The 24,624-nt window shown below is 72.1% G+C and carries 22 protein-coding genes and 1 pseudogene; 17 read left to right on the top strand and 6 right to left on the bottom strand.

Going from position 1 to position 24,624, the window contains the following annotated elements; all coding sequences use genetic code 11:
- Positions 1 to 138 precede the first annotated feature (138 nt).
- On the top strand, positions 139 to 402 hold the full coding sequence (locus ACFXDE_RS13205; RefSeq protein WP_380493722.1) for a hypothetical protein: 264 nt from the start codon (positions 139 to 141) through the stop codon (positions 400 to 402).
- A gap of 121 nt (positions 403 to 523) precedes the next feature.
- Here the strand turns inward: ACFXDE_RS13205 and ACFXDE_RS13200 are convergent, their stop codons facing one another.
- Complete coding sequence (locus ACFXDE_RS13200; RefSeq protein WP_380493720.1) at positions 524 to 1,636, bottom strand: peptidoglycan recognition protein; 1,113 nt, start codon at positions 1,634 to 1,636, stop codon at positions 524 to 526.
- Between the two features lie 253 nt (positions 1,637 to 1,889).
- Here ACFXDE_RS13200 and ACFXDE_RS13195 point away from each other — a divergent pair, with 253 nt between their 5' ends.
- The gene (locus ACFXDE_RS13195; RefSeq protein ID WP_380493718.1) at positions 1,890 to 3,161 is read left to right on the top strand and encodes a hypothetical protein; all 1,272 of its coding nucleotides are present in this window, start codon (positions 1,890 to 1,892) and stop codon (positions 3,159 to 3,161) included.
- Between the two features lie 328 nt (positions 3,162 to 3,489).
- Positions 3,490 to 4,281, top strand: a complete 792-nt coding sequence (locus ACFXDE_RS13190; RefSeq protein ID WP_380493716.1) for a hypothetical protein — start codon at positions 3,490 to 3,492, stop codon at positions 4,279 to 4,281.
- 48 nt (positions 4,282 to 4,329) lie between these two features.
- Here ACFXDE_RS13190 and ACFXDE_RS13185 read toward each other — a convergent pair whose 3' ends face one another.
- Complete coding sequence (locus ACFXDE_RS13185; protein WP_380493714.1) at positions 4,330 to 4,893, bottom strand: polysaccharide deacetylase family protein; 564 nt, start codon at positions 4,891 to 4,893, stop codon at positions 4,330 to 4,332.
- Between the two features lie 213 nt (positions 4,894 to 5,106).
- On the opposite strand from ACFXDE_RS13185, the pseudogene ACFXDE_RS13180 reads away from it, so the two are divergent.
- From ACFXDE_RS13180 to ACFXDE_RS13150, 7 genes and pseudogenes are all read left to right on the top strand, one after another.
- Positions 5,107 to 5,709: pseudogene (locus ACFXDE_RS13180) on the top strand (hypothetical protein); the annotation flags it as partial.
- A gap of 33 nt (positions 5,710 to 5,742) precedes the next feature.
- The gene (locus ACFXDE_RS13175; protein ID WP_380448359.1) at positions 5,743 to 6,171 is read left to right on the top strand and encodes a hypothetical protein; all 429 of its coding nucleotides are present in this window, start codon (positions 5,743 to 5,745) and stop codon (positions 6,169 to 6,171) included.
- A gap of 200 nt (positions 6,172 to 6,371) precedes the next feature.
- Positions 6,372 to 6,767: an ATP-binding protein gene (locus tag ACFXDE_RS13170; protein ID WP_380493712.1), complete on the top strand. Its 396-nt coding sequence runs from the start codon at positions 6,372 to 6,374 to the stop codon at positions 6,765 to 6,767.
- A complete protein-coding gene (locus ACFXDE_RS13165; RefSeq protein ID WP_380493710.1) occupies positions 6,764 to 7,033 on the top strand; it encodes a hypothetical protein in 270 nt (89 codons plus the stop codon). The genes ACFXDE_RS13170 and ACFXDE_RS13165 overlap by 4 nt, the downstream gene beginning before the upstream one ends.
- An 81-nt stretch (positions 7,034 to 7,114) precedes the next feature.
- Positions 7,115 to 7,651 (top strand): hypothetical protein, encoded by a 537-nt coding sequence (locus ACFXDE_RS13160; protein WP_380493708.1) that lies wholly within the window; start codon positions 7,115 to 7,117, stop codon positions 7,649 to 7,651.
- Positions 7,648 to 11,592, top strand: coding sequence for a glycosyl hydrolase family 18 protein (locus tag ACFXDE_RS13155; RefSeq protein WP_380493706.1), 3,945 nt, complete (start codon positions 7,648 to 7,650; stop codon positions 11,590 to 11,592). The genes ACFXDE_RS13160 and ACFXDE_RS13155 overlap by 4 nt, the downstream gene beginning before the upstream one ends.
- A gap of 166 nt (positions 11,593 to 11,758) precedes the next feature.
- A protein-coding gene (locus ACFXDE_RS13150) for an IS5 family transposase (protein ID WP_380493704.1) occupies positions 11,759 to 12,639 on the top strand; the annotation gives its coding sequence in 2 pieces (ribosomal slippage) (positions 11,759 to 12,113 and positions 12,113 to 12,639; 882 coding nt in all).
- Positions 12,640 to 12,690: 51 nt separating this feature from the next.
- Here the strand turns inward: ACFXDE_RS13150 and ACFXDE_RS13145 are convergent.
- Entirely contained in the window at positions 12,691 to 13,281 is a 591-nt protein-coding gene (locus tag ACFXDE_RS13145) for a TetR/AcrR family transcriptional regulator (protein ID WP_380493702.1), read from the bottom strand.
- Positions 13,282 to 13,397: 116 nt separating this feature from the next.
- Here ACFXDE_RS13145 and ACFXDE_RS13140 point away from each other — a divergent pair, with 116 nt between their 5' ends.
- The 5 genes from ACFXDE_RS13140 (at position 13,398) to ACFXDE_RS13120 (ending at position 20,217) form a co-directional block, all read left to right on the top strand.
- Positions 13,398 to 14,105 carry an SDR family oxidoreductase gene (locus ACFXDE_RS13140; RefSeq protein ID WP_380493700.1) on the top strand — a complete coding sequence of 236 codons (708 nt, stop codon included), beginning with the start codon at positions 13,398 to 13,400 and terminating at the stop codon, positions 14,103 to 14,105.
- Positions 14,106 to 14,173: 68 nt separating this feature from the next.
- The gene (locus ACFXDE_RS13135; protein ID WP_380493698.1) at positions 14,174 to 14,596 is read left to right on the top strand and encodes a tautomerase family protein; all 423 of its coding nucleotides are present in this window, start codon (positions 14,174 to 14,176) and stop codon (positions 14,594 to 14,596) included.
- 409 nt (positions 14,597 to 15,005) lie between these two features.
- Positions 15,006 to 16,835, top strand: a complete 1,830-nt coding sequence (locus tag ACFXDE_RS13130; RefSeq protein WP_380493696.1) for a sialidase family protein — start codon at positions 15,006 to 15,008, stop codon at positions 16,833 to 16,835.
- A gap of 95 nt (positions 16,836 to 16,930) precedes the next feature.
- Positions 16,931 to 17,674: an ABC transporter ATP-binding protein gene (locus ACFXDE_RS13125; RefSeq protein ID WP_380493694.1), complete on the top strand. Its 744-nt coding sequence runs from the start codon at positions 16,931 to 16,933 to the stop codon at positions 17,672 to 17,674.
- Entirely contained in the window at positions 17,668 to 20,217 is a 2,550-nt protein-coding gene (locus tag ACFXDE_RS13120; RefSeq protein ID WP_380493692.1) for an FtsX-like permease family protein, read from the top strand. Before ACFXDE_RS13125 ends, ACFXDE_RS13120 begins: the two co-directional genes overlap by 7 nt.
- An 11-nt stretch (positions 20,218 to 20,228) precedes the next feature.
- On the opposite strand, the gene ACFXDE_RS13115 is transcribed toward ACFXDE_RS13120, so the two are convergent.
- Positions 20,229 to 20,645: a GNAT family N-acetyltransferase gene (locus ACFXDE_RS13115; RefSeq protein WP_380493690.1), complete on the bottom strand. Its 417-nt coding sequence runs from the start codon at positions 20,643 to 20,645 to the stop codon at positions 20,229 to 20,231.
- A 254-nt stretch (positions 20,646 to 20,899) separates the two neighbouring features.
- Between ACFXDE_RS13115 and ACFXDE_RS13110 the strand changes: the two genes are divergently transcribed.
- Positions 20,900 to 21,118: a heavy-metal-associated domain-containing protein gene (locus ACFXDE_RS13110; protein ID WP_380447629.1), complete on the top strand. Its 219-nt coding sequence runs from the start codon at positions 20,900 to 20,902 to the stop codon at positions 21,116 to 21,118.
- Positions 21,119 to 21,192: 74 nt separating this feature from the next.
- Here ACFXDE_RS13110 and ACFXDE_RS13105 read toward each other — a convergent pair whose 3' ends face one another.
- Positions 21,193 to 21,915 carry a response regulator transcription factor gene (locus ACFXDE_RS13105; RefSeq protein WP_380447631.1) on the bottom strand — a complete coding sequence of 241 codons (723 nt, stop codon included), beginning with the start codon at positions 21,913 to 21,915 and terminating at the stop codon, positions 21,193 to 21,195.
- A gap of 654 nt (positions 21,916 to 22,569) precedes the next feature.
- Between ACFXDE_RS13105 and ACFXDE_RS13100 the strand changes: the two genes are divergently transcribed.
- Positions 22,570 to 23,805, top strand: a complete 1,236-nt coding sequence (locus tag ACFXDE_RS13100; protein WP_380493687.1) for a glycosyltransferase — start codon at positions 22,570 to 22,572, stop codon at positions 23,803 to 23,805.
- Positions 23,806 to 23,810: 5 nt separating this feature from the next.
- On the opposite strand, the gene ACFXDE_RS13095 is transcribed toward ACFXDE_RS13100, so the two are convergent.
- On the bottom strand, positions 23,811 to 24,509 hold the full coding sequence (locus ACFXDE_RS13095; protein ID WP_380493685.1) for a DUF3152 domain-containing protein: 699 nt from the start codon (positions 24,507 to 24,509) through the stop codon (positions 23,811 to 23,813).
- Positions 24,510 to 24,624: the final 115 nt, after the last annotated feature.

The following is a 24,624-nucleotide window of genomic DNA, read 5'->3' as shown; positions in this document are numbered from 1 at the left end:
CGCGCCCGGCCGCACCCCGCCGGGCCCCCACGCCGCGGCGGGGCGGGGGCTCCAGATCGTCAAATCCGTCACCGACACGTGGGGTTGCTGCCCCCGCGATCCCATCGGGAAGATCGTCTGGTGCGAGGTCCTCGCCCGATGAGAGCCGACCACGTCATTACCGTCGAGATCACGGGTATCCACCGCCCGCCGGTCGCCTTCGACCTCACCGCCGCGAACCTCGCCTCCCTCTGGGACGCGATCCGCTTCCTCCCCATGCCCCGCGACCAGCGCCACTTCCTGGAGCGCTACCTCCTCGGCCCCTGCGCCGAGCGCTCCCTCTCCACCTGCCTCACCCTCCACTCCACCTTCTCGATCCCCCTCGGCGCCCACGAGCTCCGCATCCGCTGGGCTCCGGCCTGACGTTCGCGAAGTCCGGCTCCGCCGACCGCAGGGAACGCCAACTGCCGGGCGTCCTGACCCTCGGGCAGGACGACCGGCAGTCACAGGTCATTCCGCTCCTGTGCGGCTGACGCGGCCGGAGCTACCCCTGGAGGCCGGCTGCCGTGCCGCGGATGGCGGGGAGCCTGGAGTAGAGGGCGTCACCGGGGCATTCGGTGGCGAAGCCGTCGCGGTGGCCCGAGATGGCGTCGAAGTCGACGACGGTGCCCTTGGGGTAGCGGCTGGCGTCGGATCCGGAGGTGAGCTGGTACGTCCCGTCGGCCGTCCGGCCGGTGAGGCCGAGCTTCCACGCGGAGATCTTCGCGAGGCCGTCCTGCAGCTCCTGCGGGGGATCGTCGGAGCTGTAGGTGCCGATGGCGGCGATACCGGAGGAGTTGGTGTTGAAGCCGAGGGTGTGGGCGCCGAAGACGGGCTGGTCGACGCCGCCGGCGCGGCCCTCGTAGATGGTCCCGCAGCGGTCGACCAGGAAGTTGTAGCCGATGTCCCGCCAGCCGTTGCTCTGCACGTGGTACTGGTAGATCGATCTGATCAACCGGGGTGCGTCGCTGCAGGCGTAGTCGGTGGCGGTCGCGGTGTGGTGGACGAAGGTCACCCGGACCGCGCCGGTGTACACGAAGCCCTGTTCGCGGATGGACTCGTCCGCGCCCCATCCCGCCCGGGTGACGATGCCGGGCCGCGGTGCGGCGGGGGCGGCGGGCCCGGCCGGGCGCTCGGGAAGGGTCCGGGCGTCGACGGGGGCCGCGCCCTGGCCGGGGTCGACCAGCTCGACCCGCAGCCCGCGCGGGAGACCGGCCGGACCGGGGCGCACGTCGACCGCGACGCCGTCGCTGCGGCCGGCCCACAAGGGGGCGGTGGCACCGTGCGGGACGGTGTCGGGGCCGTCTACGGCATCGGTCTCGAGCGTGTGCCAGTTGCTCCAGCGGCCGGTGACGGCGTCGCGGGTGCGGACCCGCACGGACCCCCCGGCGAGGGCAGCGGGGGAGCCGTCCCAGACCACGCCGAGGAGTTCGAACGCGCGGGTGGCGCGGGGTATGACTCTTCCGCCGGGAGTGAGGGCCACCGAGGTGACCGAGCCGCCTCCGGCGGAGGTGCGCGGCATAGGTGCAACCGGGCTGTCCGCGGCGGCGACCGAGGGATGGACGAGCAGGGCGGCGGTGCAGCAGGCAAGGGCCGCCGCCGGGAGTGAGATCCTCATGGAAGGGATGCTCACCGCAAACCACGATCCCTGCATGTCGCCGAAGGCGGTCGCGCGGTCACGGGGTGTCGTCGGGGCGCGGGTGTGGCAGTGGAGCAGCGGCGTGGACGGTAGGGCGGCCCACGCGGGCGGCATTCGCCCGTACTCGGTAATTCATTGGGCCAGGCCGGTTAACTCGCGGCGCCGCGCGCCGCAGCCCGGTGGTACAGGCGCGTATTCAGAAGATCCGTTTTGCGGATCATCCAGGAGCGCCATGCGTACTCGAATCACCACCCTGGTCCTGTCGGGCCTGACGTCGGCCGCCCTCGTGTGGGGTGCCGGCGGGGTGGCCCATGCCTCGCCCATCAGCGACCACAGTGTGGCCTTTGACTCGCCGCAGGCCCAGGGCGAATGGGTCGACAGCCTTCTGCGGCTCGCCCGGGAGGACGGTGTCTCGCTCGGCGGCGACTGGGCCTCCGCCGGCCGCAGCGATCTCCAGTCGACGCAGGCCGCCCGACCGGCCCACCGGACCGACGGCGGCAGCGAGCCCGAGGGGCTCTCGGTCGATGGCCAGGAGTCGGGTGCAGTGCCGCTGGACGGTGCCCTCCGGCCCGGCGACCAGGACCGGCCGATGGAGCAGGCGCCGGAATCGGTGCTTCCCGAGGGTGCTTGGGCCAACGGCGGCGAGCACTGCGACCAGATGCCCGGCCACGAGTCGCACGGCCACATCCCCGGACAAGGCCCCGGCGAGTGCATCTGCCTGCCCGCTGTTCCCGGCGCCCCCGCCGGGCACGGCCAGCCCCACGGCGAGCACGGGGAACACGGCGAGCACGGCCAACATGGCGAGCACGGCGAACACGGCGAACATGGGGAGCACGGGGAGCACGGGGAGCACGGGGAGCACGGGGAGCACGGGGAGCACGGCGAGCACGGCCAACACGGCGGCTCGGAGCAGGGCCAGGGTCAGAACGACCAGCAGAACCAGAACCAGGGCCAAGGTCAGGACCAGAACCAGAACCAGGGTCAGGACCAGAACCAGAACCAGAACACCCAGCAGGACCAGAACACCCAGCAGGACCAGAACCAGGGTCAGGACCAGCACGTCGACGTGACCGTCATCGTGCAGAACACCGTGGCCAACAACCTGAACAACAGCGCCAACAACAGCGCCACCAGCAACTCGAACAACTCCGCGCAGAACAGCGCCCAGAACACGGCCCTCAACAACCAGTCGGCCTCGCAGGCCAACAACCTCTCCAACCAGCAGAGCCAGACCAACCAGCAGTCCGCGTACAACCTGAACAAGATCAAGTTGATTGCGGAGGAGCTGGCGGTGCGGCCGCCGCACAAGCCGGCCCACCACGGCGGGCACGGGCACGAGGTGGTGCCGGGCCACCACGGAGGGGGCGAGGAGCACCTCGCCGGACACCACCACGGCGAGCTGGCTCATACGGGCGCTCCGGAGATGCCGGTCCTCCTCGGGCTCTCCGCCGCGTTCCTCGCGGCCGGCGCGGCCGCCATGCGGCTCAGCCGACGGCGCACCTGATCGAACCCGTTGCGCGGGAGCGTGAGTAGGGTTCGAGGGCATTCGTGAACCGGCCTCCACCAGGCGTCGTCCTGGTGGAGGCCGGTTCCGTGGGTCACTGATCCGGCAATTCCCCCGATCCGGAATCTCCGTGCCACTTTCCCGGAGAAGGGAGTGGGGAGTGGAATCGAACCCGCGTCCTATGGCTGGCCGCACCGAGGGCCTGTATTTCTCCCGACATGGCAGCCACAGGGTCCGGTGGGCCGGTCCGGAATGGTCAGGGTGCGCTAGCCTGTGCCAATATCTCCGACCCGATGGGATTTTACCGATGACCGTCGAGGAATCCTGGTTGACCGGTTCCACGGAGTTGCGCTGCGGAACGGCCGCGAACCGGTGCCAGTACAAGAACCTCCCCTTGCGCGATCTTCCCCCGCTCGGTGTCGTGCGCCGCGCCCGGATCGCACGTGAAGGCCTGCGGGAGCGCCACAGTGGTGTTCCGGCACTCGGCCGACCCTCCCGCTTCTCCGCGGGGGACTGGGTCCGTGTCAAGGACGAGGCGGCGGTGCGTGCCACCCTCGATGCCAAGGACCGCCACCGCGGCCTGTGGTTCACCCTCAGCCAGTGGTCGTTCTGCGGAGGTGTCTACCGGGTCGAGCGCATCGTGCGGCGCATGGTCGACGACCACTACCGCATGCGGCGCCTGTCGGGCACCGTCGCCCTGGCCGGTGCCACCTGTCACGGAGCCGACGGCACGCAGGGCTGCGGACTGGACTGCGCGCTGCTGTTCCGCGACGAGTGGCTGGAGCCGGCTCCCGCGCCGGTACCCGCCTCCCGGCCGGCCGTCCGGTGGGCGACCGTCCGCAGCCTCGCGGAGATCAGCGCCACCCTCGGGCCCGACGGCCGCCTGAACGGCGTGCCGTTCCAGCCGGGCATGGAACGTCACGCCGGCACCCGGCACGGGGCCTCCGAACTCCGCCACCGGTCGCTCGCCTGGTGGCAACAGCCCGCCGCGGGGCGCTGGTTCATCCTTCACGGGCTGCGCTGCGGCGGCGAGCCGCTCATCACAGGGTGCGACCGCCAGTGCGCTCTGCTCTGGCACGAGTCCTGGCTACGACTGGAACCCGTCGCCGTCGCGCCGTGACCGGTCGGCCATCACTCTCCGCGGCGCCCGGCGGGCCTCCGTCGGCCGTCATCGCCGCCAGCGGTCGCGCACCAGCTTCGCCGTCATGCGCAGCGGCCCGTCCCGGTCGCCGACGTAGCAGCGAGGAAGCGCGTACACCCCGCTGTGGGCACCGGGGCTGACCGCGCACCCGTAGTCGTAGCCGGCTCGGGCCACCGCCTCCACGGCAGCGGCGTCGAGCGAACCGTAGGGGTAGCAGAACCCTTCGACCGCCCGGCCCGTGAGGTCCTCCAGTGCGTGGCGGCTGCCGGTGACCTGGGCCGCCAGGTCCCGCGCGTCCAGGCCGGCCAGCCGCCGGTGCGTCAGCCCGTGCGAGCCGATCTCCAGCCCGGCGGCGGCGACTTCGTCGACCTGGTGCGCCGTCATCAGCGGCTTGCGCGGGCCCTTCCGGTCCCAGTCGTTGTATCCGCCGACGCGGTCGGCCACCACGTACACCGTCGCGGTGAAGCCGTGCTCCACCAGCGCGGGCATGGCCTCCTCGGCGAAGTCGCGGTACCCGTCGTCGAAGCTCAGCCCGACCATCCCCCCGGCGGTGCCGTTCCGATGACAGCGCAGCAGGGTGCCGACCGCCACCCCGCGCAGTCCTCGGGAAGCCAGCCAGCGGAGCTGACGGCGAAACCGCGCAGGGTCGACGGTGATCAGATAGGGATCCTCACTTGCGGCCGCCACGGAGTGGTACATCAACGTCCACGGGAAACGCCCCGCGACTCCACCGGTCGCCTGTTCCGGGGTGTTGCGTGATGTGATGATTCGCACGGTCTGCTCCAGCTTTCGGCGGAACCGCCTGTGGGGGTGGAGTTCAAGGAAACCGAATTCTGGCAGCGCCCGAACCGCCTTCCATTCGCGCCAGGCCATTCCGGGTCTTTTCACCCGAATGCCGGAGCGGCAACAGTTCGAGCACCGCCCGGAGCCCTGGGGCCGTCCCACAACCGACGGGCCGCCGCGACACGTGCGCGAGAAGTCGGCGGGGTCGACTTCCTACGCGCCCGGGGTGGTCAGGTGGTGGCGTGCGGCGGTGAGGATCTCCTCGGACAGCTCGGCGTCGTCGCTCGCGCGGGCGAGGAGGATCGCGCCCACGAGGGTGGACAGGTCGGCGAGTGCGGTCTCGCGCCCGTCGCCGTCCAGCCGTTGCAGGCCGTCGACGAGGTCGCGCAGGCCGGCCGTGAACGCCGTGCGGACCGCGCTGCCGGGCTCGGCCCTCGCCGCCTCGGCGCCGAGGGTCGCGGCCGGGCAGCCGCCGCCCGGGTTATCGACTACGACCCGGAAATCGGAGCGGCAGCAGCCACGGCCATCAGGGCAGCGGGGTACTCCCCGCGGCTGATCATCGCTGACGGGCTGCTCGGCGACCCGGACGGCGGAGAGTACGACCGGCTCATCGCCACCTGTGCGGTCCGGTACGTCCCGCCCCCGTGGTTGCACCAAGTGAAGCCCGGCGGCGCCATCCTGGTCACCCTGTCCGGCTGGTCCTTCGGTTTCGGGCTCGCCCGGCTGGTCGTCACGCGCCCCGGCGAGGCCACCGGCCGCTTCCTGCCCGGCTACACCAGCTTCATGATCGCCCGACCGCACGACCGGCCGCACCGCCAGAGCCTCTCGCTGCTCCTCGGGGACGAACGCCGGACCCGGATCGACCCCGAGATGATCGGCACGTGGACCGGCGCTTGGGTCGCCCAGCTCGCGGCTCCCTCGGCCGAACGGATGGGGGTCGGCGGGCAACAGATCCTTTCCGACGTGGCCACCGGATCACAGGCCCGGACCATGCCCACCCCGGACGGCGGCTGGACCGTCGGGCAGCGCGGCCCGCTCCGCCTCTGGGACCAAGTGGAGAGCGCGATCGAGGCGTGGCAGAAGTAGGGCGAGCCTCACCAGGAAGGCTTCGGGATCACCGTCTCGGGGTCGGGACAGCGGGTGTGGATCGGGACGGAGGACGGTCCGGGTTGGGATCTGCCGATCTGAAGTTCGTTGCCCGGCGTCGAGGGGCGGTGAGAGCATCGAGGTCCATTTGACCTATTCGCCGAGATCTGCAGTTGGCAGGTACCGCTGGTGACTTCGCCATGTCCGTCAACATCTCCTCCATCCGGCTGCCGCGCAGCCGGCGGGCGCCGGGCGAGGCGCGGCGGCGGCTCTCCTCGCTGCTCGCCGGCGTCCCGAACAGCAGCTGCTTCCTCGAGCCCGGGCTCCTCGCCGTCTCCGAGCTCGTGACCAATGCCGTCCTCCACGGCACGCCCACCGGGTACCTCATCTACCTCGCGCTCGACGTCTCCCCCTCCCGTCTCCGCATCGAGGTCCACGACGCCCGGGGTGACCGCGAGCCCGTCCCCTCCCCGCCCGGCCTCGACGAGGAGGCCGGGCGGGGGCTCCAGCTCGTCAAATCCGTCACTGACACGTGGGGTTGCTGCCCCCGCGATCCCATCGGGAAGATCGTCTGGTGCGAGGTCCTCGCCCGATGAGAGCCGACCACGTCATCACCGTCGAGATCACGGGCATCCACCGCCCGCCGGTCGCCTTCGACCTCACCGCCGCGAACCTCGCCTCCCTCTGGGACGCGATCCGCTTCCTCCCCATGCCCCGCGACCAGCACCACTTCCTGGAGCGCTACCTCCTCGGCCCCTGCGCCGAGCGCTCCCTCTCCACCTACCTCACCCTCCACTCCACCTTCTCGATCCCCCTCGGCGCCCACGAGCTCCGCATCCGGTGGGTCAACGACTGTCGTTGATCTTTTGTCGACGCCGGGCTGGTCTACTGCCGCCACCGGTCCGTGGCCCTCCCGGCCCGACAACGTGAAAGGCATTTCCTCATGTCCAAAACCCTGTGGCGGCGCGCGGTCGGCGCCGTCGCCCTCATGAGTGCGCTCGCGGCGACCATGGTCCAGATGACGCCCGCGTCCGGCGACGACGCGCCGCCGCCGACCCGGGTGTCCCGTTCGGGGCCGGGGACGATCTCGGAGCGGTCGGGTAACAAGCCGTCGGTGAACGTCGAGTACGAGATCACGAATGTCTCCGTCGGACAGGCCTCGGTGGGTGACGGAACGTTCGCCGTGCGTGGGATCACCGTGAACTGGTCGGGACCTGCCGACAACGACCCGAACGGCGCGTCGGACTGGATCGCGATCTACGAGGGTGATCTACCCGCGGACGCCGACCTGGGGAAGTACAAAGTCTGGGACTGGGCCTGCCCGCGCAGCGGTTCCTGCGATTCGATGGGGTCGACGTTCGTCACCGACACCAGCGGAATGGGCCGGCACGACCTCGACCTGCAGAAGGGCAAGAAGTACACCATCGCGTACTTCACCTGGAAGTGGAATGTCCGTGCGACCTATGAGTACTGGGCATGAGGCGCCCGCTGCGCGCGCTTGCCGCGCTGCTCACCCTCGCCCTGTTCGCCGTGGTGACGCCGACGGAGGCCGTCGCCGTCGCTCCGAATGCCGATCAAGCGTACGCCGCGCGGTACTTCACGCGGACCGGGGTGGTTCGTACGGCGTTCCAGGCGCTCGCGGGCGCGGCCCGGGTGGCCGTCGACGGGATGGGAGCGAGCGGGAGCAACGTTCACTACACCCACCCGGGGACGACTCTGCCCACCACGCCCGGGTACTTGGCTTTTGGGGTAGGTGACTTGGGGACCGACGGCAAGGTCGCCGAGAACGCGGTTCAGTTGATCCTCAAGCAGAGGAACACGTTCATTGATGCCTTCTACGTCACTGCCACGAAGACGGCCTACGTCTTCTCGGGTGAGGCGCTAACCACTGACGCCATCAGGAACGTCCTTGGGCTGGCGAGGGACGTCGTTGTGGAGCGGAAAGTGCTGTCGTTCGACGCCAGTTACGGCGGTATGGGGCGTGATTCCCTCAACATTGACGTCGGTGTCCATTCGCTGCAGGCTGCGGTCGACGCCCTTCTGAACGCGGCGTCCCTACGAAGCCTCGACGAGCTCAAGGGTGCTCTGGCCACCCTGGTCGTGGCGTTCCCGGAATCGATCCGTAACCGCTTGGTCCGGGAGAACATCAGGAGCGCGATGTGGTCGGGGAACGTCTGGCGAGCGGCGCGAATGTTCACCGAGATCAAGGACTGGGACAAGATCTCTCGTGCGATCCGGGACCGGAAGAGCTATCTGGGCTATTCTGCGGTCGCCATGGCCGCGATGGTGACCGTGCTGAACTCCATCAACAACCGAACCGTGCAAGCCCGCAACGGCCCCACCGCCCCGCCCGACCCCGACGCCGCCGACCACTGGGCCCCCAACCCCGGTGGTGACCAGTCGAGTTGCCGCCCCGACGGCATGACCCCGACCGCGGGCGTCTCGGCCCCGTACTGCACCGCGTACGACGACCAGGGCCGCGAGCGCATGGGTGCCGCCCACCCCCGTCGCGTCGTCGGCTACCAAAGCAGCTGGCGCACCGGGCAGAACGGGCAGGACATGTACCTCCCGAACAGCATTCCGTGGGGCCAGGTCACCCACGTCAACTACGCCTTCGCCTGGATCGACGGAAACCGCATCTCCGTCGGGAACCCCGCCGACGCGAGCAACCCGAACGTCGGCATGACGTGGCCGGGCGTGCCGGGCGCGGAGATGGACGAGTCGCTCCCGTACCGAGGCGAGCTCAACCTCCTCACCCGCTACAAGCGGCAGCACCCGCGCGTCAAGACCCTGATCTCCGTGGGCGGTTGGGCGCAGTCCAGCGGTTTCTACGCCCTCACCGTCAACGGCGACGGCAGCGTCGCCCAGGACCGGATCGACACCTTCGCCGACTCCGTCGTGGACTTCCTGCGCCAGTACTCCTTCGACGGCGTGGACATCGACTACGAGTACCCGACCGCCCTCCCGCAGGCCGGCAACCCGAGCGACCGTCCGGTGTCGGACAGCCGCCGCCCGGGCCTGTCGGCGGGCTACACGGCGCTGATGAAGACGATCCGCGAGAAGCTCGACCGCGCGGCGACGGCCGACGGCCGGTACTACCTCCTGACGACGGCCGGCTCCGGCTCCGGCTACATGGTGCGCGGCATGGAGAACTTCGCCGCCCTCCAGTACCTGGACTTCGCGAACGTCATGTCCTACGACCTGCACGGCAGCTGGAACAACAACGTCGGCCCGAACGCGCCGCTGTACGACGACGGCCGGGATAGCGAGCTGGCCGCGGCCGGCATCTACGACACGGCGAAGAACCCCGAGTACCGTGCGGAGGGCTACTTCAACACGGACTGGGCGTACCACTACTACCGCGGCGCCCTGCAAGCCGGGCGGATCAACCTCGGCGTGCCGTACTACACCCGCGGCTGGAGCGGAGTGACCGGCGGAGTCGGCAACGGCCTGTGGGGCACGGCGTCGATGCCCGACCAGACGAAGTGCCCCGCCGGCACCGGTCAGCAAGGAGGGACCTCGCCCTGCGGCGCGGGCGCGACGGGCGTCGACAACCTGTGGCACGACACCAACCCGGACGGCAGCGAGCTCGGCGCGGGGTCGAACCCGATGTGGCACGCCAAGAACCTCGAACGCGGCATCACGCCCTCCTACCTGCCCGCCTACGGCCTCGGCGGCCAGAGCGTCTCCAGCGGCTACACCCGGCAGTGGGACGACACCCTCAAGTCCTCGTGGCTGTGGAACGACACCACGAAGACGTTCATCTCCACCGAGGACGAGCAGGGCGTGGGCGCCGTCGCCGACTACGTGTCCGCCAAGGGCGCGGGCGGCGTGATGATCTGGGAGCTGGCGGGCGACTACGCCTGCCCCGCCCAGGGCGAGTGCGGGACGGGCTACACCATGACCAGCCTGCTCGACTCGAAGCTGCGCGGCCAGGGTGCCTACGGCAACTCCCGGGCGGCCGGTTCGAGCGTGACGCTGCCCTCCCAGGTGGCCGACGTGAAGGCCGAGCTGGTCGCCTTCCCGACGGCCGTCAAGGACCTGTGGCCGCTCCAGCCGACCCTGCGGATCACCAACAACAGCGGTGTGACGCTGCGCGGCGACGCGCAGATCGCCTTCGACATCCCGACCTCCGCGCCCGCGCTGGTCAAGGACGGCAACTGGAAGGAGATCAAGAACGTCGCGCCCGGGCACACCGGCAGCAACGTCGGCGGCCTGAAGGGCGACTTCCACCGCGTCACGATCCGTCTCGGCGCGTGCGAGGATCTGCCGAGCGGCGCGTCCAGGGATATCCCGCTGAAGTACTACCTGCCGATCACCGGACCGGTCGACTTCACCCTCACCCAGGGCGGCCAGACCTACGGCCTGACCAGTGACAACCGGCGGGGCGTCGGCACGGTGGCCCCGGCCGCCGCGGCCGGGACCTGCGTGCTGCCCGTGCCGGACCCGCCGCAGAGCGGGCCGATGTTCGCCGGGAAGCCGAGCGTCGCCCTGAGCGCCGGAAACAGCTACCGGATCCAGTCCGCCGCCGCCAACGGCGCGCTGCTGACCGGCTCCAACGCGGGCACGGCCGAGACCTGGCCGTTCGCCGACGACGGCCACGCCTGGGACTGGACGGCGGCGAGCGTCGACGACCGGAGCGGTTGGCTCCTGCTGCGGGCCAACTCCGACAACGCCGCCCTCGACCTGGACCCGGCGACCTGGAAGGTGTACGCGAGGGGCGTCAACGGTGGCTCCAGCCAGCGCTGGTGGGTCGCGCCGGGACCGGACGGCACTGGCACGGTGTACCTGCACAACCAGCAGGGCACGCACTGCCTGACGTACGAGGGCGCCATGGCCCAGCCGCTCGTCGCTGGCTGCGACACCGGCAACACCAACCAGCTGTGGTACCTCAACGACAGCCCCCGGGCACCCCGTGCCAAGGACTGGGACGCCAGCGCCGTCTACACGCCCGACCAGGCCGCGTCCGACCGGACGGTGTTCTTCAATGGGCACAACTGGCTCGCCCAGTGGTGGACCCAGCACGTCGCGCCCGGCACCAGCGACACGCCGGGCAAGGACTCCTACCCGTGGAAGGATCTCGGCCTCGCCCAGGGCCCTGACGCGGTTCTGGCCGCCGGGGAGACCCTCTACCGCGGCGAGTCCATCACCGCGCCGGGCGGGTACCGGCTGGCCATGCAGACCGACGGCAACCTGGTGATGTACGCCCCGGGCGGAGGCGTGGCCCAGACCTGGGACACGGTCGGCCGCGGCGACCACCTCGCCATGCAGACCGACGGCAACCTCGTGCTCTACGGCACGGGCGGGGCCATGCTCTGGACGACCTCCACCAGCGGCAGCCCCGGTGCGTACCTGAAGATCCAGGACGACGGCAACCTCGTTGTCTACCAGGGGGTCCAGGTGAAGTGGCACCGGTGGTGAGCTAGCTGTGACACGTCGTACGCCGGACCGGGGTTCGCCCTGGTCCGGCGCACGACGCTTGGGTGCGACGATCGCGGGAATTTGGATGTGGCGGGCGGCCGAGGGCGGCCTAGGTTCTGTACGGCGGATCTTGTGACCGTCGCATGATCGGCTCGTTGTACTGGTCATGGGGTGGGGAGATCTGAGCAAGGACGAGTGGGACCGGCTGAAGCCGCACCTGCCGGCGAACGGGCGGCAGGGCGGCCGGTGGGCCAGTCATCGACGGGTGATCAACGGGATTCTCTACCGGGCGCGCACCGGAGTGCCGTGGCGGGACCTGCCGCCGCGTTTCGGGCCGTGGACCACGGTGTACGACCGGCATCGCCGTTGGTGCGCCGACGGCACGTGGGAGCGGATCCTGACTTCCCTGCAGGCCGAGGCCGACGCCGAGGGCCGCCTCGACTGGAGCCTGGCGAGCGTCGACTCCACATCGTGTCGGGCCCACCAGCACGCGGCCGGCGCCAGGAAGGAGACGCCGACGATCCGCCGAAAAGGGGGATCCCGGCGCGGCACCGGAGCGACGAAGGCCTCGGCCGCTCCCGCGGAGGACTGACCACCAAGATCCATCTGGCCTGCGAGGGCGGCCGGCGCCCGCTGGCCCTGCTCGTCACACCGGGCCAGACCGGCGACTCCACACAGTTCGAGGCCGTCATGGAACGGATCAGGGTCCCGCGACCGGGCGGCGGCCGGCCGCGCACCAGGCCGGACCACGTCACCGCGGACAAGGCCTACAGCGCGCGTCGCATCCGCGCCTACCTGCGCCGACGCGCAATCAGCCACACCATCCCCGAGCCCCGCGACCAGCGGGCCAACCGCCTGCGGCGAGGCAGCCGGGGCGGCCGGCCCACCGGATTCGACAAGGAGACCTACAAGAGGCGCAACGAAGTCGAGCGCACAATCCACCGCCTCAAAGGCTTCCGAGCGGTCGCCACCAGATACGACAAGCGCGCCTACGTCTTCCACGGCACCGTCACCGTCGCATCAATCCGACTCTGGCTCCGACGATGATCCGCCGTACAGAACCTAGGCCGTGCGCGAGAAGTCGGCGGGGTCGACTTCCTACGCGCCCGGGGTGGTCAGGTGGTGGCGTGCGGCGGTGAGGATCTCCTCGGACAGCTCGGCGTCGTCGCTCGCGCGGGCGAGGAGGATCGCGCCCACGAGGGTGGACAGGTCGGCGAGTGCGGTCTCGCGCCCGTCGCCGTCCAGCCGTTGCAGGCCGTCGACGAGGTCGCGCAGGCCGGCCGTGAACGCCGTGCGGACCGCGCTGCCCGGCTCGGCGCGCGCTGCCTCGGCGCCGAGGGTCGCGGCCGGGCAGCCGCCGCCCGGGTTGTCGCGGTGGACCGTCGACAGGTAGCGCGACACGAACTCGGTGCGCGGGGACGGGCCCTCCTCGGGGCCCTCTGCGGGGCCCTCCCCGGTGAGCCGGTCCATGGCCTCGCGCCGTTCGCCGAACGCGGCCCGAAGGGCCTGGGCGACGAGGTCGTCCTTCGACGAGAAGTGGCGGTAGAAGCCGCCGTGCGTCAGCCCGGCGGCGGCCATCGCCTCCGGGACGCTGACCTGGCTCGCGCCCTTCTCCCGGATCAGCCGGGACGTCTCGTCGATCACCTGCTGCCGGTGCTGCTGCGCCTCGGCTCGTGACACTCGGGGCATGTCGGCGGTCCCTTCTTCCTCCGGGGGGCTGGGGAAGAGCCTACTTCCGCGGCCACTTAGATGATGGTAATAATCTAAACCTGATCCGAGAGCGAAGTGAAGCGAGGAGAAGGCACATGACCGTCATCGAAGGCTCCGTCGCGCTGGTCACCGGAGGCCGGCGCGGCATCGGCAAGGCGCTCGTCGAGGAACTCCTGCGGCGCGGGGCGGCGAAGGTCTACGCCACCGCACGCAAGCCCGCCCCCACCCCCGCCGGTGACGCGCGGATCGAGGTCCTCCCGCTGGACGTCACCGACGGCGCCTCCGTCGCCGCCCTCGCGGCGCACGCCCGCGACGTCGACCTCGTCTTCAACAACGCCGGCGTCCTGCACCCGTCGCCGCTCCTCACCGCCGACCTGGACCTCGTGCGGGACACGTTCGAGACCAACGTGCTCGGCCCGCTGCGCATCGCCCAGGCCTTCGCGCCCGTGCTCGCCGCGCGCGGCGGGGGAGCCGTCGTCGACCTGCACTCGCTCCTGTCGTGGGGGGCCGGGGCAGGGGCGTACGGCGCGTCCAAGGCCGCGTTGTGGTCGCTGACGAACTCGCTGCGCCTCGAACTCGCCGCGCAGGGCACTCAAGTCGTCGGCGTGCACCTGGGGTTCGCGGACACCGAGATGGTCGCCGCCATCCCCGTGGAGAAGATCGCGGCGGCCGACGTCGCCCGGATCGTCCTCGACGGCGTCGAGCGCGGGGACAGCGAGGTGCTCGTCGACGACGCGACCCGTGCGATCAAGGCCGCGCTGTCCGGGCCGGTGGAGGGTCTCGCGGTCCTCGGCCGCAGCTGAACGCCCGGCCGTAACCGAACGCCCGGCCGTAACCGACCACACGTCATATCCGCACAGGAGGAAGAGCCATGCCGCTCTGGCACGTGTACCACCCGCCCGGCACCTACACCCCGCAGCAGAAGAAGCAGCTCGCCGACGACATCACCGGCTTCTACACCGGCTTCGGGCTGCCGCCGTTCTACGTGATGACGCTCTTCCACGAGGTCGCGGCGGACTCGTTCCACGTGGGCGGCGAGCCCGCCCCGGACGCCGTGCGCATCGTCGTCGAGCACATCGCGCGGCACATGGACGACCCGGACCAGCGCCGGCGGACCAGGGAGAGGCTTTCCGCGCTGCTCGCGCCCCACACCAAGGACCGTGGGCTGTACTGCGAGTTCCACATCGACGAAACGCCACGCGACCTCTGGATGATCGACGGCTTCGCGCCGCCGCCGACCGGGAGCGAGGCCGAGGAGCGCTGGGTGAAGGAGAACCGGCCGAGCGCGTACTGATCCCCCAAGGGCGGTCTGCGGTGAACACGTCGGGAGCGCCACCGCAGAGGCGTTCGCGGGCTACCCCGACGGCACCGACTGCGAGCCTTCGCGCGGCGGCCACTGACGGTCACCACCGCCGGGCGGGGGCGCCCTTGGTCCGTACCGGCCGAACGACCGGTCGCCACGATCGACCAACAGGCCGCCCCCGCCTCGGTGTTCGCCGCCGGTCAAGGTCCGCGCCCCGGGGAAAGGGGGCCCCGGGGCGCGGTCAACGGACCGTCAAGTTCGCGCGGACGACCTTGTTGGCGTGCCCGCGGCCACCTACCGTCATCACGCCGAGTCGCCGGTCCCGCTCCACGAGCCGTCCGACCCGTCGTTCCAGGACGCAGTGCCCCAGGTTCACCCCAGAACGTAGGAGGCCCTCCCTTTGCGTACCCGTAGAAGACTCTCCCTGCTCCTCGGCCCCGCCCTGCTCGGGCTCTCCCTCCTCTCCCCGTTCTCCTCCTCGGCAGCGACCGCCCCCGCCCTCCCGCAGGGCACCCAGACCGACGCCGCCTACGCCGCGAGCCAGGCCGCCTCCCACGTGACGAACGTCCTGGCCACCGCCCAGCGGACCAGCTGCTACCGCCCCGAGGTGCCCTACACCGTGAACAGCGGCCCCGCCGGGGCCTACAGCGGCATGACGCCCTGCCCGGCCTCGGGTGCCACCACCGGCGAGGACACCGGAGCCGCCGGGCCGTACGCGACGCAGGCGGGCAGCAACCCGGGCTACCCGGCCGCGACGCCGATGCTCGTCAAGGGCCACTCGGAGTCGGACCTGCGCGTCGACCCGACCGACCCCAGCCACCTCATCGGCGCGTCCAAGTGGGTCGTGAGCGCCGAGGGCTACAACCACCTGCTGGGCTTCTTCGAGTCCCACGACGGCGGACGCACCTGGCCGGTCCAGGGCCACATCCCCGGCTACGAGGGCTGGACCGACAACACCGACCCCGTCGGCGCCTTCGACACGTGGGGCAACTACTACTCCCTGCTCCTGCCCTACCAGTTCGTCTATGACCCCAACGGCACCCACGACTTCATCCCCGGCACCGCCCAGGAGGCCAACCCGGCCGTCCCGTCGCAGGCCATCTCCCTCTCCGTGCGCCCGCACGGCGCGACCACCGCCACCCAGTGGATCACCACCCACAACGGCCGGCCGGACTACGTCGCGACCTACGACAGCATCGGCAACGGCCCCGACAAGCAGTGGATCGCCGTCGACACCAACCCCGACAGCGCCCACCGGAACCGCATCTACGCGATGTGGGTGGACTTCCACAGCAAGACGCCCGTCCCGTACGTCGCCTACGCCGACGCCCGCCCGGACGGCTCCCACACCGACTGGTCCGCCCCGCAGGCGCTCCCCGAGCCGCCGTCCACCCCGCAGGGCGCCACCTACCTGCTGCCGCACGTCGCCCCCGACGGCACGGTGTACACGACGCTCACCAACTCCGACCCGGCGCACAAGTTCTGCTGCACCACGATCTTCCTCGACGCCTCGCACGACGGCGGACGGACCTGGTCCACCGTCTCGACCGTGCAGGGCAACATCACGCCGCCGCCCGGCTCGTACGCCAATACGACGTTCCGTGACGGCATCGAGGACACCTTCACCCTCGGCACGCAGCCGGTGAACGGCCACTACCCGCTCTACTCGGCGTACGAGGACTACGGCACGGGCGTCGTCAACGTCCTGCTCACCGCCTCCTACGACGACGGCGCGACCTGGTCGGCCCCGGTCCGGGTCAACGACAACGCCGCGCCCGTCGACGAGTTCCAGCCCAACCTGACGACGGGCCCCGACGGCACCGTCAGCGTCGCCTTCTACGACCGCCGCCTCCCCTGCCCGGCGGCCGGCAGCCCCGAGGCGACGGCCGCCGGGCTCGCGCTGGACACCGCCAACGCCAAGAGCCCCGGCGTCGCGCCCTACGGCGCCGCCAACTACTGCGTCAACACGAGCATCCAGTTCTACGACCCGGCCCTCGGCCCGATCGGCCACAACACCCGCCTGAGCGCCCACGCCTTCGACCCGCAGCTCGACTCCCCGGTCGAGGGCTCGTCGACGTTCATCGGCGACTACTTCGGCAACACCATCGCCGGAAGCGGCGTCTCCGGCACCACCGACTACACGACCTCCGTCACCACCTACGACGACGGCACCAACCCGGACCACCTCCAGCAGCAGCTGGTGACCTCGATCCCGGTGCCGCACAAGTAGGCCGGTACGCCGCCCTGGGGGTGTAGCCAGCTACACCCCCAGGACTGAACCCCCGGCCATTGAGCCGCGTCCGCCCCGGCCGGTTGACTTGGATCATGAACGCCACGCACTTCGCCGTCGAACTCCGAGCGGTCCACCGCACCTACCGCCGCGGGCCCGAACCGGTCGTCGGCCTGGACGAGGTGAGTGTCGGCTTCCCCTTCGGCACCTTCACCGCCGTCATGGGCCCGTCGGGTTCCGGCAAGTCGACCCTGCTGCGGTCGGCCGCCGGCCTGGAGCCGATCGACGGGGGCGAGGTGCGGGTCGACGGCACCGTCCTCAGCGGCCTGCGCGACAACGAGCTGACGGTGCTGCGCCGGGAACGGATCGGCTTCGTCTTCCAGTCCTTCAACCTGCTCCCCGCCCTCACCGCGGCCCAGAACGTGGCGCTCCCCGCCAAGCTGGCCGGGCGGCGCCCCGCGGCCGCCGAGGTGAGCGCCGCCCTGGCCGCCGTCGGCCTCGCGGACCGCGCCGGACACCGGCCGGGCGAACTCTCCGGCGGGCAGCAGCAGCGCGTCGCCATCGCCCGGGCCCTGATCACCCGCCCCGCCGTCCTGCTGGCCGACGAACCCACCGGTGCGCTCGACACCAAGAGCGGCCGCGAAGTCCTCGCCCTGCTGCGCACCATGGCGGACGCCCCGGGCCGGGCCGTCGTCATGGTGACCCACGACCCGGTCGCCGCCGCCCACGCCGACCGCGTCGTCTTCCTGCGCGACGGCCGCCTCGCCGGCTCGCTGGAGCAGCCCACCGCCGAGCAGGTCGCCGCCAGGATGACCGCCCTGGAGGCCGTGGCATGCTGAGCCTCGCCATCGCCACCGTCCGCCTGCGCTGGGCCTCGTTCGTCGGCAGCTTCGTCGCGCTGGCCTGCGGCGTCGCCCTGATCGCCACGTCGATCCTGGTCATCGCCGCCACCGCCGGCGTCCCCGAGCAGGCCCGCCAGCGCTACTCGCAGGCCCCGGTCCTGGTGACCGCCGCCCGGAGCGTGGACTTCACGAGCGTCCACGGCGACACCCAGCCGACGCCCGTCCCCCTCCAGCCGGGCCTGCCGGCCGACCTGATCGCCGCCGTGGCCGGCACCGGACGGACCGTCCAGGACCACACCTGCTACGCCCAGCTGGCCGACGGCCCGCGCGACCAGGTCGGACGCGCCTGGTCTTCGGCGGCCCTCGGGGGCTACCGGCTGACCGCCGGCGCGGCACCGGCCGCCGACGACCAGGTCGTCATCGGCGGGGGCCGCCCCGAGCAGCTCGGGCAGCCCGTGCGGTTCGCCACCGCCGACGGCCCGCACAGCGCCACCGTCTCCGGCATCACCGAGGCGGAGCCCTTCGAGCACGCCGTCTTCTTCACCGACGCCCGGGCCGCCCGGTACTGCCCGGCCGTCGGCGTGCTGGCCGCCTTCGGCGACGCCGACGCCGTCCGCGCGGCCGTGGCCGCCACCGGCGGCACGAGCGTCGCCCAGGTGCTCACCGGCGCCGACCGCCGCCTGGCCGACCCGCACTACGCCGAGGTCAGCAGCCGGCTGGACGACGTCCAGACGCCGCTCGGCCTCGCCGCCGCGGTCTCCGGCGGCACCGCCGTGTTCGTGGTCGGCGCCACCTTCGCGCTGTCGATCGCCCAGCGGCGCCGCGAACTCGCCCTCCTGCGGCTGATCGGCGCCACCCGCAAGCAGCTGCGCACCCTCGTCAACCGCGAGGCCCTCGTGGTCGGCGTGCTCGCCTCCGCCGCCGGGTGCGCGCTCGGCGCGGCCGGGGCGCCGGTGGCCGGGCACTGGCTGATCGGCCACGGCATGGTCCCGGACGGCTTCACCGTCCCGATCACCTGGTGGGGGCTGCTCGTCGCGGGCCTGATCGGGCTGCTGACCGCGATGAGCGGCGTCGTGCTCTCGTCGTTCAAGGCCGGCCTGGTCAGCCCCGGCGAGGCGCTGGCGGAGGCGGACGTCGAACGGCACTCCCGGGCCGCGTCGGCCGTCCGCTGGGCCGGCGGCCTGCTCGTCCTCGGCGGCAGCATCGCGGCCCTCGTGATCACCGCCCGGCAGTGGCCCGACGCCGCCGCCAACGCGGCCGACTCGCTCGCCCTCCTGCTCGCCGTCGTCGCCGGGTGCGTGCTGCTCGCGGGCGTGCTCGCCGGACCGGTGCTCCGCCTGCTGACCGCGCTGCCCGGCCTCTCGTCCCGGCTGCGCGGCCGCCCCGCCGAGGACGGCGGCGGCATCGTCTGGGCCACCGCCCGGCAGAGCGCGCTCACCGCCTTCCGCCGCACCGCCGCGACCACCACCCCGGTGGTGCTGATCGTCGCCTTCGCCGGGTGCCTGCTCGGCAGCCTCGACACCATCGACCGCGCGCAGGCCACCGAGGTCCGCAACCAGCTCGCCGCCGCCGACCTCGTCGTCACGCCCGCCGGCACCCCCGGGCTGAACCGGGCGGTCGTCGACCGGGTCCGCGCCGTGCCCGGCGTCCAGGCCCTCGTCATCACCCCGACCTCCGTGATGGCCGAGCAGGACGGCGAGTCCCTGGTGCCCTTCCGCGCCGCCGCGGCCGACCCCGCCGCGCTCGCCGCCGTCGACCGCCTGCCGGTCGTCGCCGGCTCCGTGGCCGACCTCGGCCCCGACACGATCGTGCTCAGCCGCACCTGGCCCGGCTCGCCCGCGGTCGGGCAGCGGGTGCCCGTCCGCCTGGCCGACGGCACTCCCAGGACGCTGCGGGTCGCCGCCGTCCTCGGCACCGGCGCCGAGGCCGTCCAGGCGTGGGTCACCGGCCCGAACGCCGTCACCGACGGCGTCGGCGGGCCCGCCCTCGCGAGCCGGATCGACCTGCGGCTGCCGTCCGGCACCGACCGGCAGCAGGCGGAGGCGGGCCTGGAGGCGGCCGTCCACGGACTCGGGGCGCGGCTCGCCACCCCCGAGGACATCTGGAAGGCCGCGACCAACGCCGACGCGGAGGCCGCCTGGAACGCCCTGCTGATGATCCTCGGCCTCGCGATCGGCTACGCGGCCATCGCCCTCGCCAACTCCCTGGTCATGACCGTCACCGACCGCAGGCGCGAACTGTCCCTGCTGCGCCTCGCCGGCGCCACCAAGATCCAGGTGCTGCGCACCGTCGCCGTCGAGACGCTGATGTGCGTGGCGGCCGGCACGGCGATGGGCGTCCTCGGTACGGCCATCAGTGTGGGCGGCTCCTGGGCGGCCCTCGTCCACCTCATCGGCCCGACGCCCGCAGCCATGCCCTGGGGCACGATGGGCGCGCTCGCCGCCGCCTGCGCGGCCGTCGCCCTCACGGCGGCCGTCCTCCCGGCCGCACTCGCCCTGCGGGGCCGGGACGGCGAGGACATCCTGCGCGGGGCGGCGTGAGGCGGGGGTGCTCAGCCGGCGGACGGCCGCAGGGGCTTGCGGACGAGGTAGGTGAGGCCGAACCCGGAGTCGCTCTCCCGGACGTCGGCGTACCCCCGCCGGAGGTAGAACCGGTGCGCGGTGATGCTGGAGCCGGCCTCCATGTGCGCGTGCCCCTCGGCCGCCGCCAGCGCCTCGATGTGGTCCATGAGCAGGCGGCCGATCCCGCGCCCCGCCGAATCCGGATCGACGAACATGCTGAAGACCTTGTGGCCGTCCCGGGAGACCGTCCCCACGACCCCCTCGTCCTCCGCGACGAAGATGTGCCGGTCCGCGGACAGCTCGACGAACCGCCGAGCCGTGAAGTGCTCGCACATCCGGTCGATGACCTCCGCCGGATAGTCCCGGCTGTTCACCTCCCGCAGGCAGCGGTGCACGATCTCCGCCACCCGCGGAGCGTCGTCGGAACGGAATGACCGGACGGCGATCACCACTGCGCCTCCCAGGCAGTCGGTCGGACGTAACCGCTGTCGAGGGTACGCGGCCGGGCCGCGCCGCGGGCCCCGTCGGGCGGGTGGGGCGATCGGTTCCCGGAACCACTCGATGGTGCCATCCGGGCGGCGTGTCCCTGGGATGCGGGCGTGGTTTGGGGTGTCGTTGTCGGCGTCGCCCACCGACCGCGTCCGATACCGGAGGTACCCGCATGTCCACCATCACCACCGTCCTGACCGTCGACGGCATGAGCTGCGGCCATTGCGAGAAGACGGTCAGCGCCGGGCTCTCGGCCCTGCCCGGCGTCACCGACGTCGTCGCCGACGCGCCGTCCGGCCGCGTCACCGTCGCGTCGGCCGAGCCGCTCGACGAGGCGACGCTCCGCAGCGCGGTCGACGGGGCCGGGTTCACCTTCGTCAGCCGCGTCTGAGCCCCGCTCCGGCCACCGGCTCCGCTCCGGCCACCGGCCCCGGGCCGGTGGCCGGGCCGGAGCGGGCCGCCGGATCAGCCCGCCTCGGCGTCGGGCCGGGCGCGGCTCGTACAGACGTGGCCCATCCGGAAGCCGACGCCGCGCACCGTGACGATCCAGCCGCTGTGGCCCAACTTGCCGCGCAGCGAGCTGACATGGGTGTCGAGCGTGCGGCTGGCCCGCGGGCCGAGCGCGTGGGCGGAGGTGTCGTCCCAGATCTCGCTCATCAGGCGGCGGCGCGAGACCACCGTGCCGGGGTGCCGGGCCAGGTAGTGCAGCAGGTCGAACTCCTTGCGCGTGAGCTGGACCGCCCGCCCGCGCAGGCGCACCTCGCGGGTGGCGCCGTCGATGGAGACGTCGCCGATCGTCAGCACCCGCACCGGCACGGACGGCACGCCGAGGACCCGGCGGACGCGGCGCATGATCGCCTCGATCCGGGCGAGCAGCTCGTGGAACTCGTACGGCTTGTCGAGGCAGTCGTCCGCACCGGCCCGGAGGCCGCGGATCCGGCCCAGGTCGGCCGTCCGGTCGGTGAAGGCGACGATGGGGGTGTCGCTGATGGTGCGGATGCGCCGGCAGACCTCCAGGCCGTCGAGATCGGGGAGCTCCATGTTGAGCAGCATGATGTCCGTGTCGTCGCAGGACTCCAGTGCCGCTGCGCCGCTGGGGGCGGTCGCGACCTCGTAGCCGTGCTGCTCCAGTCTGACCGCGAGCGCTCGGGAGACGCTTTCCTGGCCTTCCACGATGAGCACCTGCATGATGCCTTCCAGGTTCGGTGGCGCGGGTGGGTCGGTCTTCCGCGGTGGGTGGGGGCGGGACCGGTGGGACCGGTCCCGGGCGTGACCGGCCGGACGGCCGGCGGGACGGTCGTCGAAGCGGTCGTCTGAGCGGTCGTCTGAGCGGTCGTCGAATTCGCCGGGAACGAGGTGGGGGAGAGCCCGGGGAGTTTCAGCCCGTGAGCGGGCAGGCGTGTGCGCAGGGACGCCCGGTCCGTGGCGGCCCCGCGCGCGACACCTGTCGACGTGTCCAGTCCACGATTCCCCCGTTTCGTGCACTCATCACTTGCGTGGGGGCGTTCCCGATCACGCCGAGCGGCCGGTGCCAATTCGGCACGGATCGTGGGATATTGCTACGCCCCGCAACCATCCTCCCCTTGCCCTGCCGCTGATGACAACACCCTTGTTGCCGGTGTCACATCAGGGGGGTGCCGGTCGGCCGTGAGGACCTGCTTTTCGGTCAGCCTTGAGGAGAATCGGGTGACTTGAGTCGGCGTCAGGGAGGTGTGCCCACTCCCTGCCACTCTCAACTTATAGCGCACCGGGGGTCTTGCGGCAAGGCCCCCGCCGTCCTGCAGAATCACCACCTCAAGATCTCAACGAGGTCTCAACCTGCGGAAACGGGGAGTCACGACGATGCGAGTGGTGCTGTCGACGTACGGGTCGCGCGGAGACGTCGAGCCGATGGCGGCGCTGGCCGTGCGGCTGCGCGAACGCGGCGCGGAGGTGCGGGTGTGTGCGCCGCCGGACGAGGAGTTCGCCAAGCGGCTGGCCGGCGTCGGTGTGGAGCTGGTGCCGGCCGGTCCGTCGGTGCGGGACATGGTGACGGGTGTGCGGCCGCCGGCGGGGAGCATCCAGGAGCGCGCCGCGCGGTTGACCGCCGGCTACTTCGAGGCGGTGTCCGCGGCGGCTGACGGCGCCGACGCGGTGGTGGCGACGGGCCTGTTCCCGACCGTGGCCGGGGCGCGGTCGGCGGCCGAGAAGCTTGGCGTCCACTTCGCCTACGTGGCGCTGCAGCCGACCATGCTGCCGTCCCCGCACCACCGGCCGTACACGTATCCCGGGCATCCGTTCCCCGAGGACGTCACCGACAACCGGGTCCTGTGGGAGCTGCACGTCGGTGTCATGAACGAGGTGTTCGGCGGGGTGGTCAACGAGCACCGGGCGACGGTGGGCCTGCCCCGGGTGGACGACGTGCGCACTCACGTCAACACCGACCGTCCGTGGCTGGCTACGGACCCGGTGCTCGGGCCCTGGGAGCGGCCGGCCGGCGTCGACCCCGTGCAGAGCGGCGCGTGGATCCTGCCGGACGACCGCCCGCTCCCGGCGGACCTGGTGGCGTTCCTGGAGGCCGGCGAGGCCCCGGTGTACGTGGGATTCGGCAGCATGCCGATGGGGCAGTCGAAGGAGACGATCGCCGAGGACGTCGTCGACGCGGTCCGCGCACAGGGCCGCCGGATCGTCGTCGCGCGCGGCTGGGCGGACCTGGCCCCGATCGACGGCGCCGACGACTGCTTCGTCGTCGGCGAGGTGAACCAGCAGGCGCTGTTCCCGAGGGTCGCCGCGGTCGTGCACCACGGGGGCGCGGGCACCACGACGGCCGCCGCGCGCGCCGGGACGCCGCAGGTGCTGGTGCCGCAGGTGGTCGACCAGCCGTACTGGGCCGCCCGCGTGGCCGCCCTGGGCATCGGCGTGGCGCACGACGGTCCGGTGCCGACCGCGGCTTCCCTGTCCGCCGCGCTCGGGACGGCCCTCGGCCCGGAGCTGCGCGCCCGGGCCGCCGCCGTCGCGGGCACGGTCCGCGCGGACGGTGCCGCGGTGGCGGCGGAGCACCTGGTGGAGCTGGTGGGCGCGGGGCGCCGGCCCGTGTGAACCGCTTACGGCGCCGGCGAGGCCGTGGACGCAGGGACGGGCGGGCCGGTCAGCAGGGTGCCGGCCTCGGAGTAGGGCCAGCCGTTCGGCACGCAGCCGTGGATGCCCTTGATCTGCTGCATCATCACCGGCGCGGGTGCGCCCGCGCCGGGGCAGTCGACGTGCCCGTTCCCGAGGATGTGGCCGACCTCGTGGTTGACCGCGAGCGCGTGGTAGAGCTCGGGGCGCCCGGTGTAGAACTGCGTGAGGTCGGTCCAGCGCTTGGCGTTGATGACGACCTGCTTGCCGGCCGCGCAGTTCACCGTGCCGCCGGTGTCCAGTCCGTACTGGCCGCAGATCCGGTCGGTGGACTCCGGGGTGGCCAGGTACACCGTGAAGTCCACCGGGTCGGCGGCCACCCGCTGGAAGGACACGGCGCCGCCGGCCGCCCAGCCCTGCCGGACGTTGCCGAGGACGGCGTCCACGTCGGCCGCGAACTGCTCGGGGCGCTGCGGCAGCCCGTTCTCCACCCGCACCTTGTACCGGTACAGGTGCTCGCCGGTGCCGGCGCGGTCGGTGCCGCCGGTGGCCGTGGTGAACGCGAGCTGCTTCGGCTCGTGGTGCCACGGCTGCCACCAGAGCAGCCCGCCGGTGAGCGCGGCGGCCACCGCGAGGGCGAGCAGGCCGGTGCGTATTCGGCCGGGGGTCGGACGGATGGCTGCCATGGGTGCGATCTCCTGAACGGGGGGCTTACGGAGAGGACGACGCTCCCCGCAGTGCTTCCGGTTCACCCGGACGGCCCTGTTCCGTCGCCGGGGTGTGATGGGCTTGGGCGAGGCT

It is taken from the genome of Kitasatospora sp. NPDC059408, from assembly GCF_042751525.1.
Classification (GTDB): domain Bacteria; phylum Actinomycetota; class Actinomycetes; order Streptomycetales; family Streptomycetaceae; genus Kitasatospora.
This window is presented reverse-complemented; position numbering and strand designations above follow the sequence as displayed.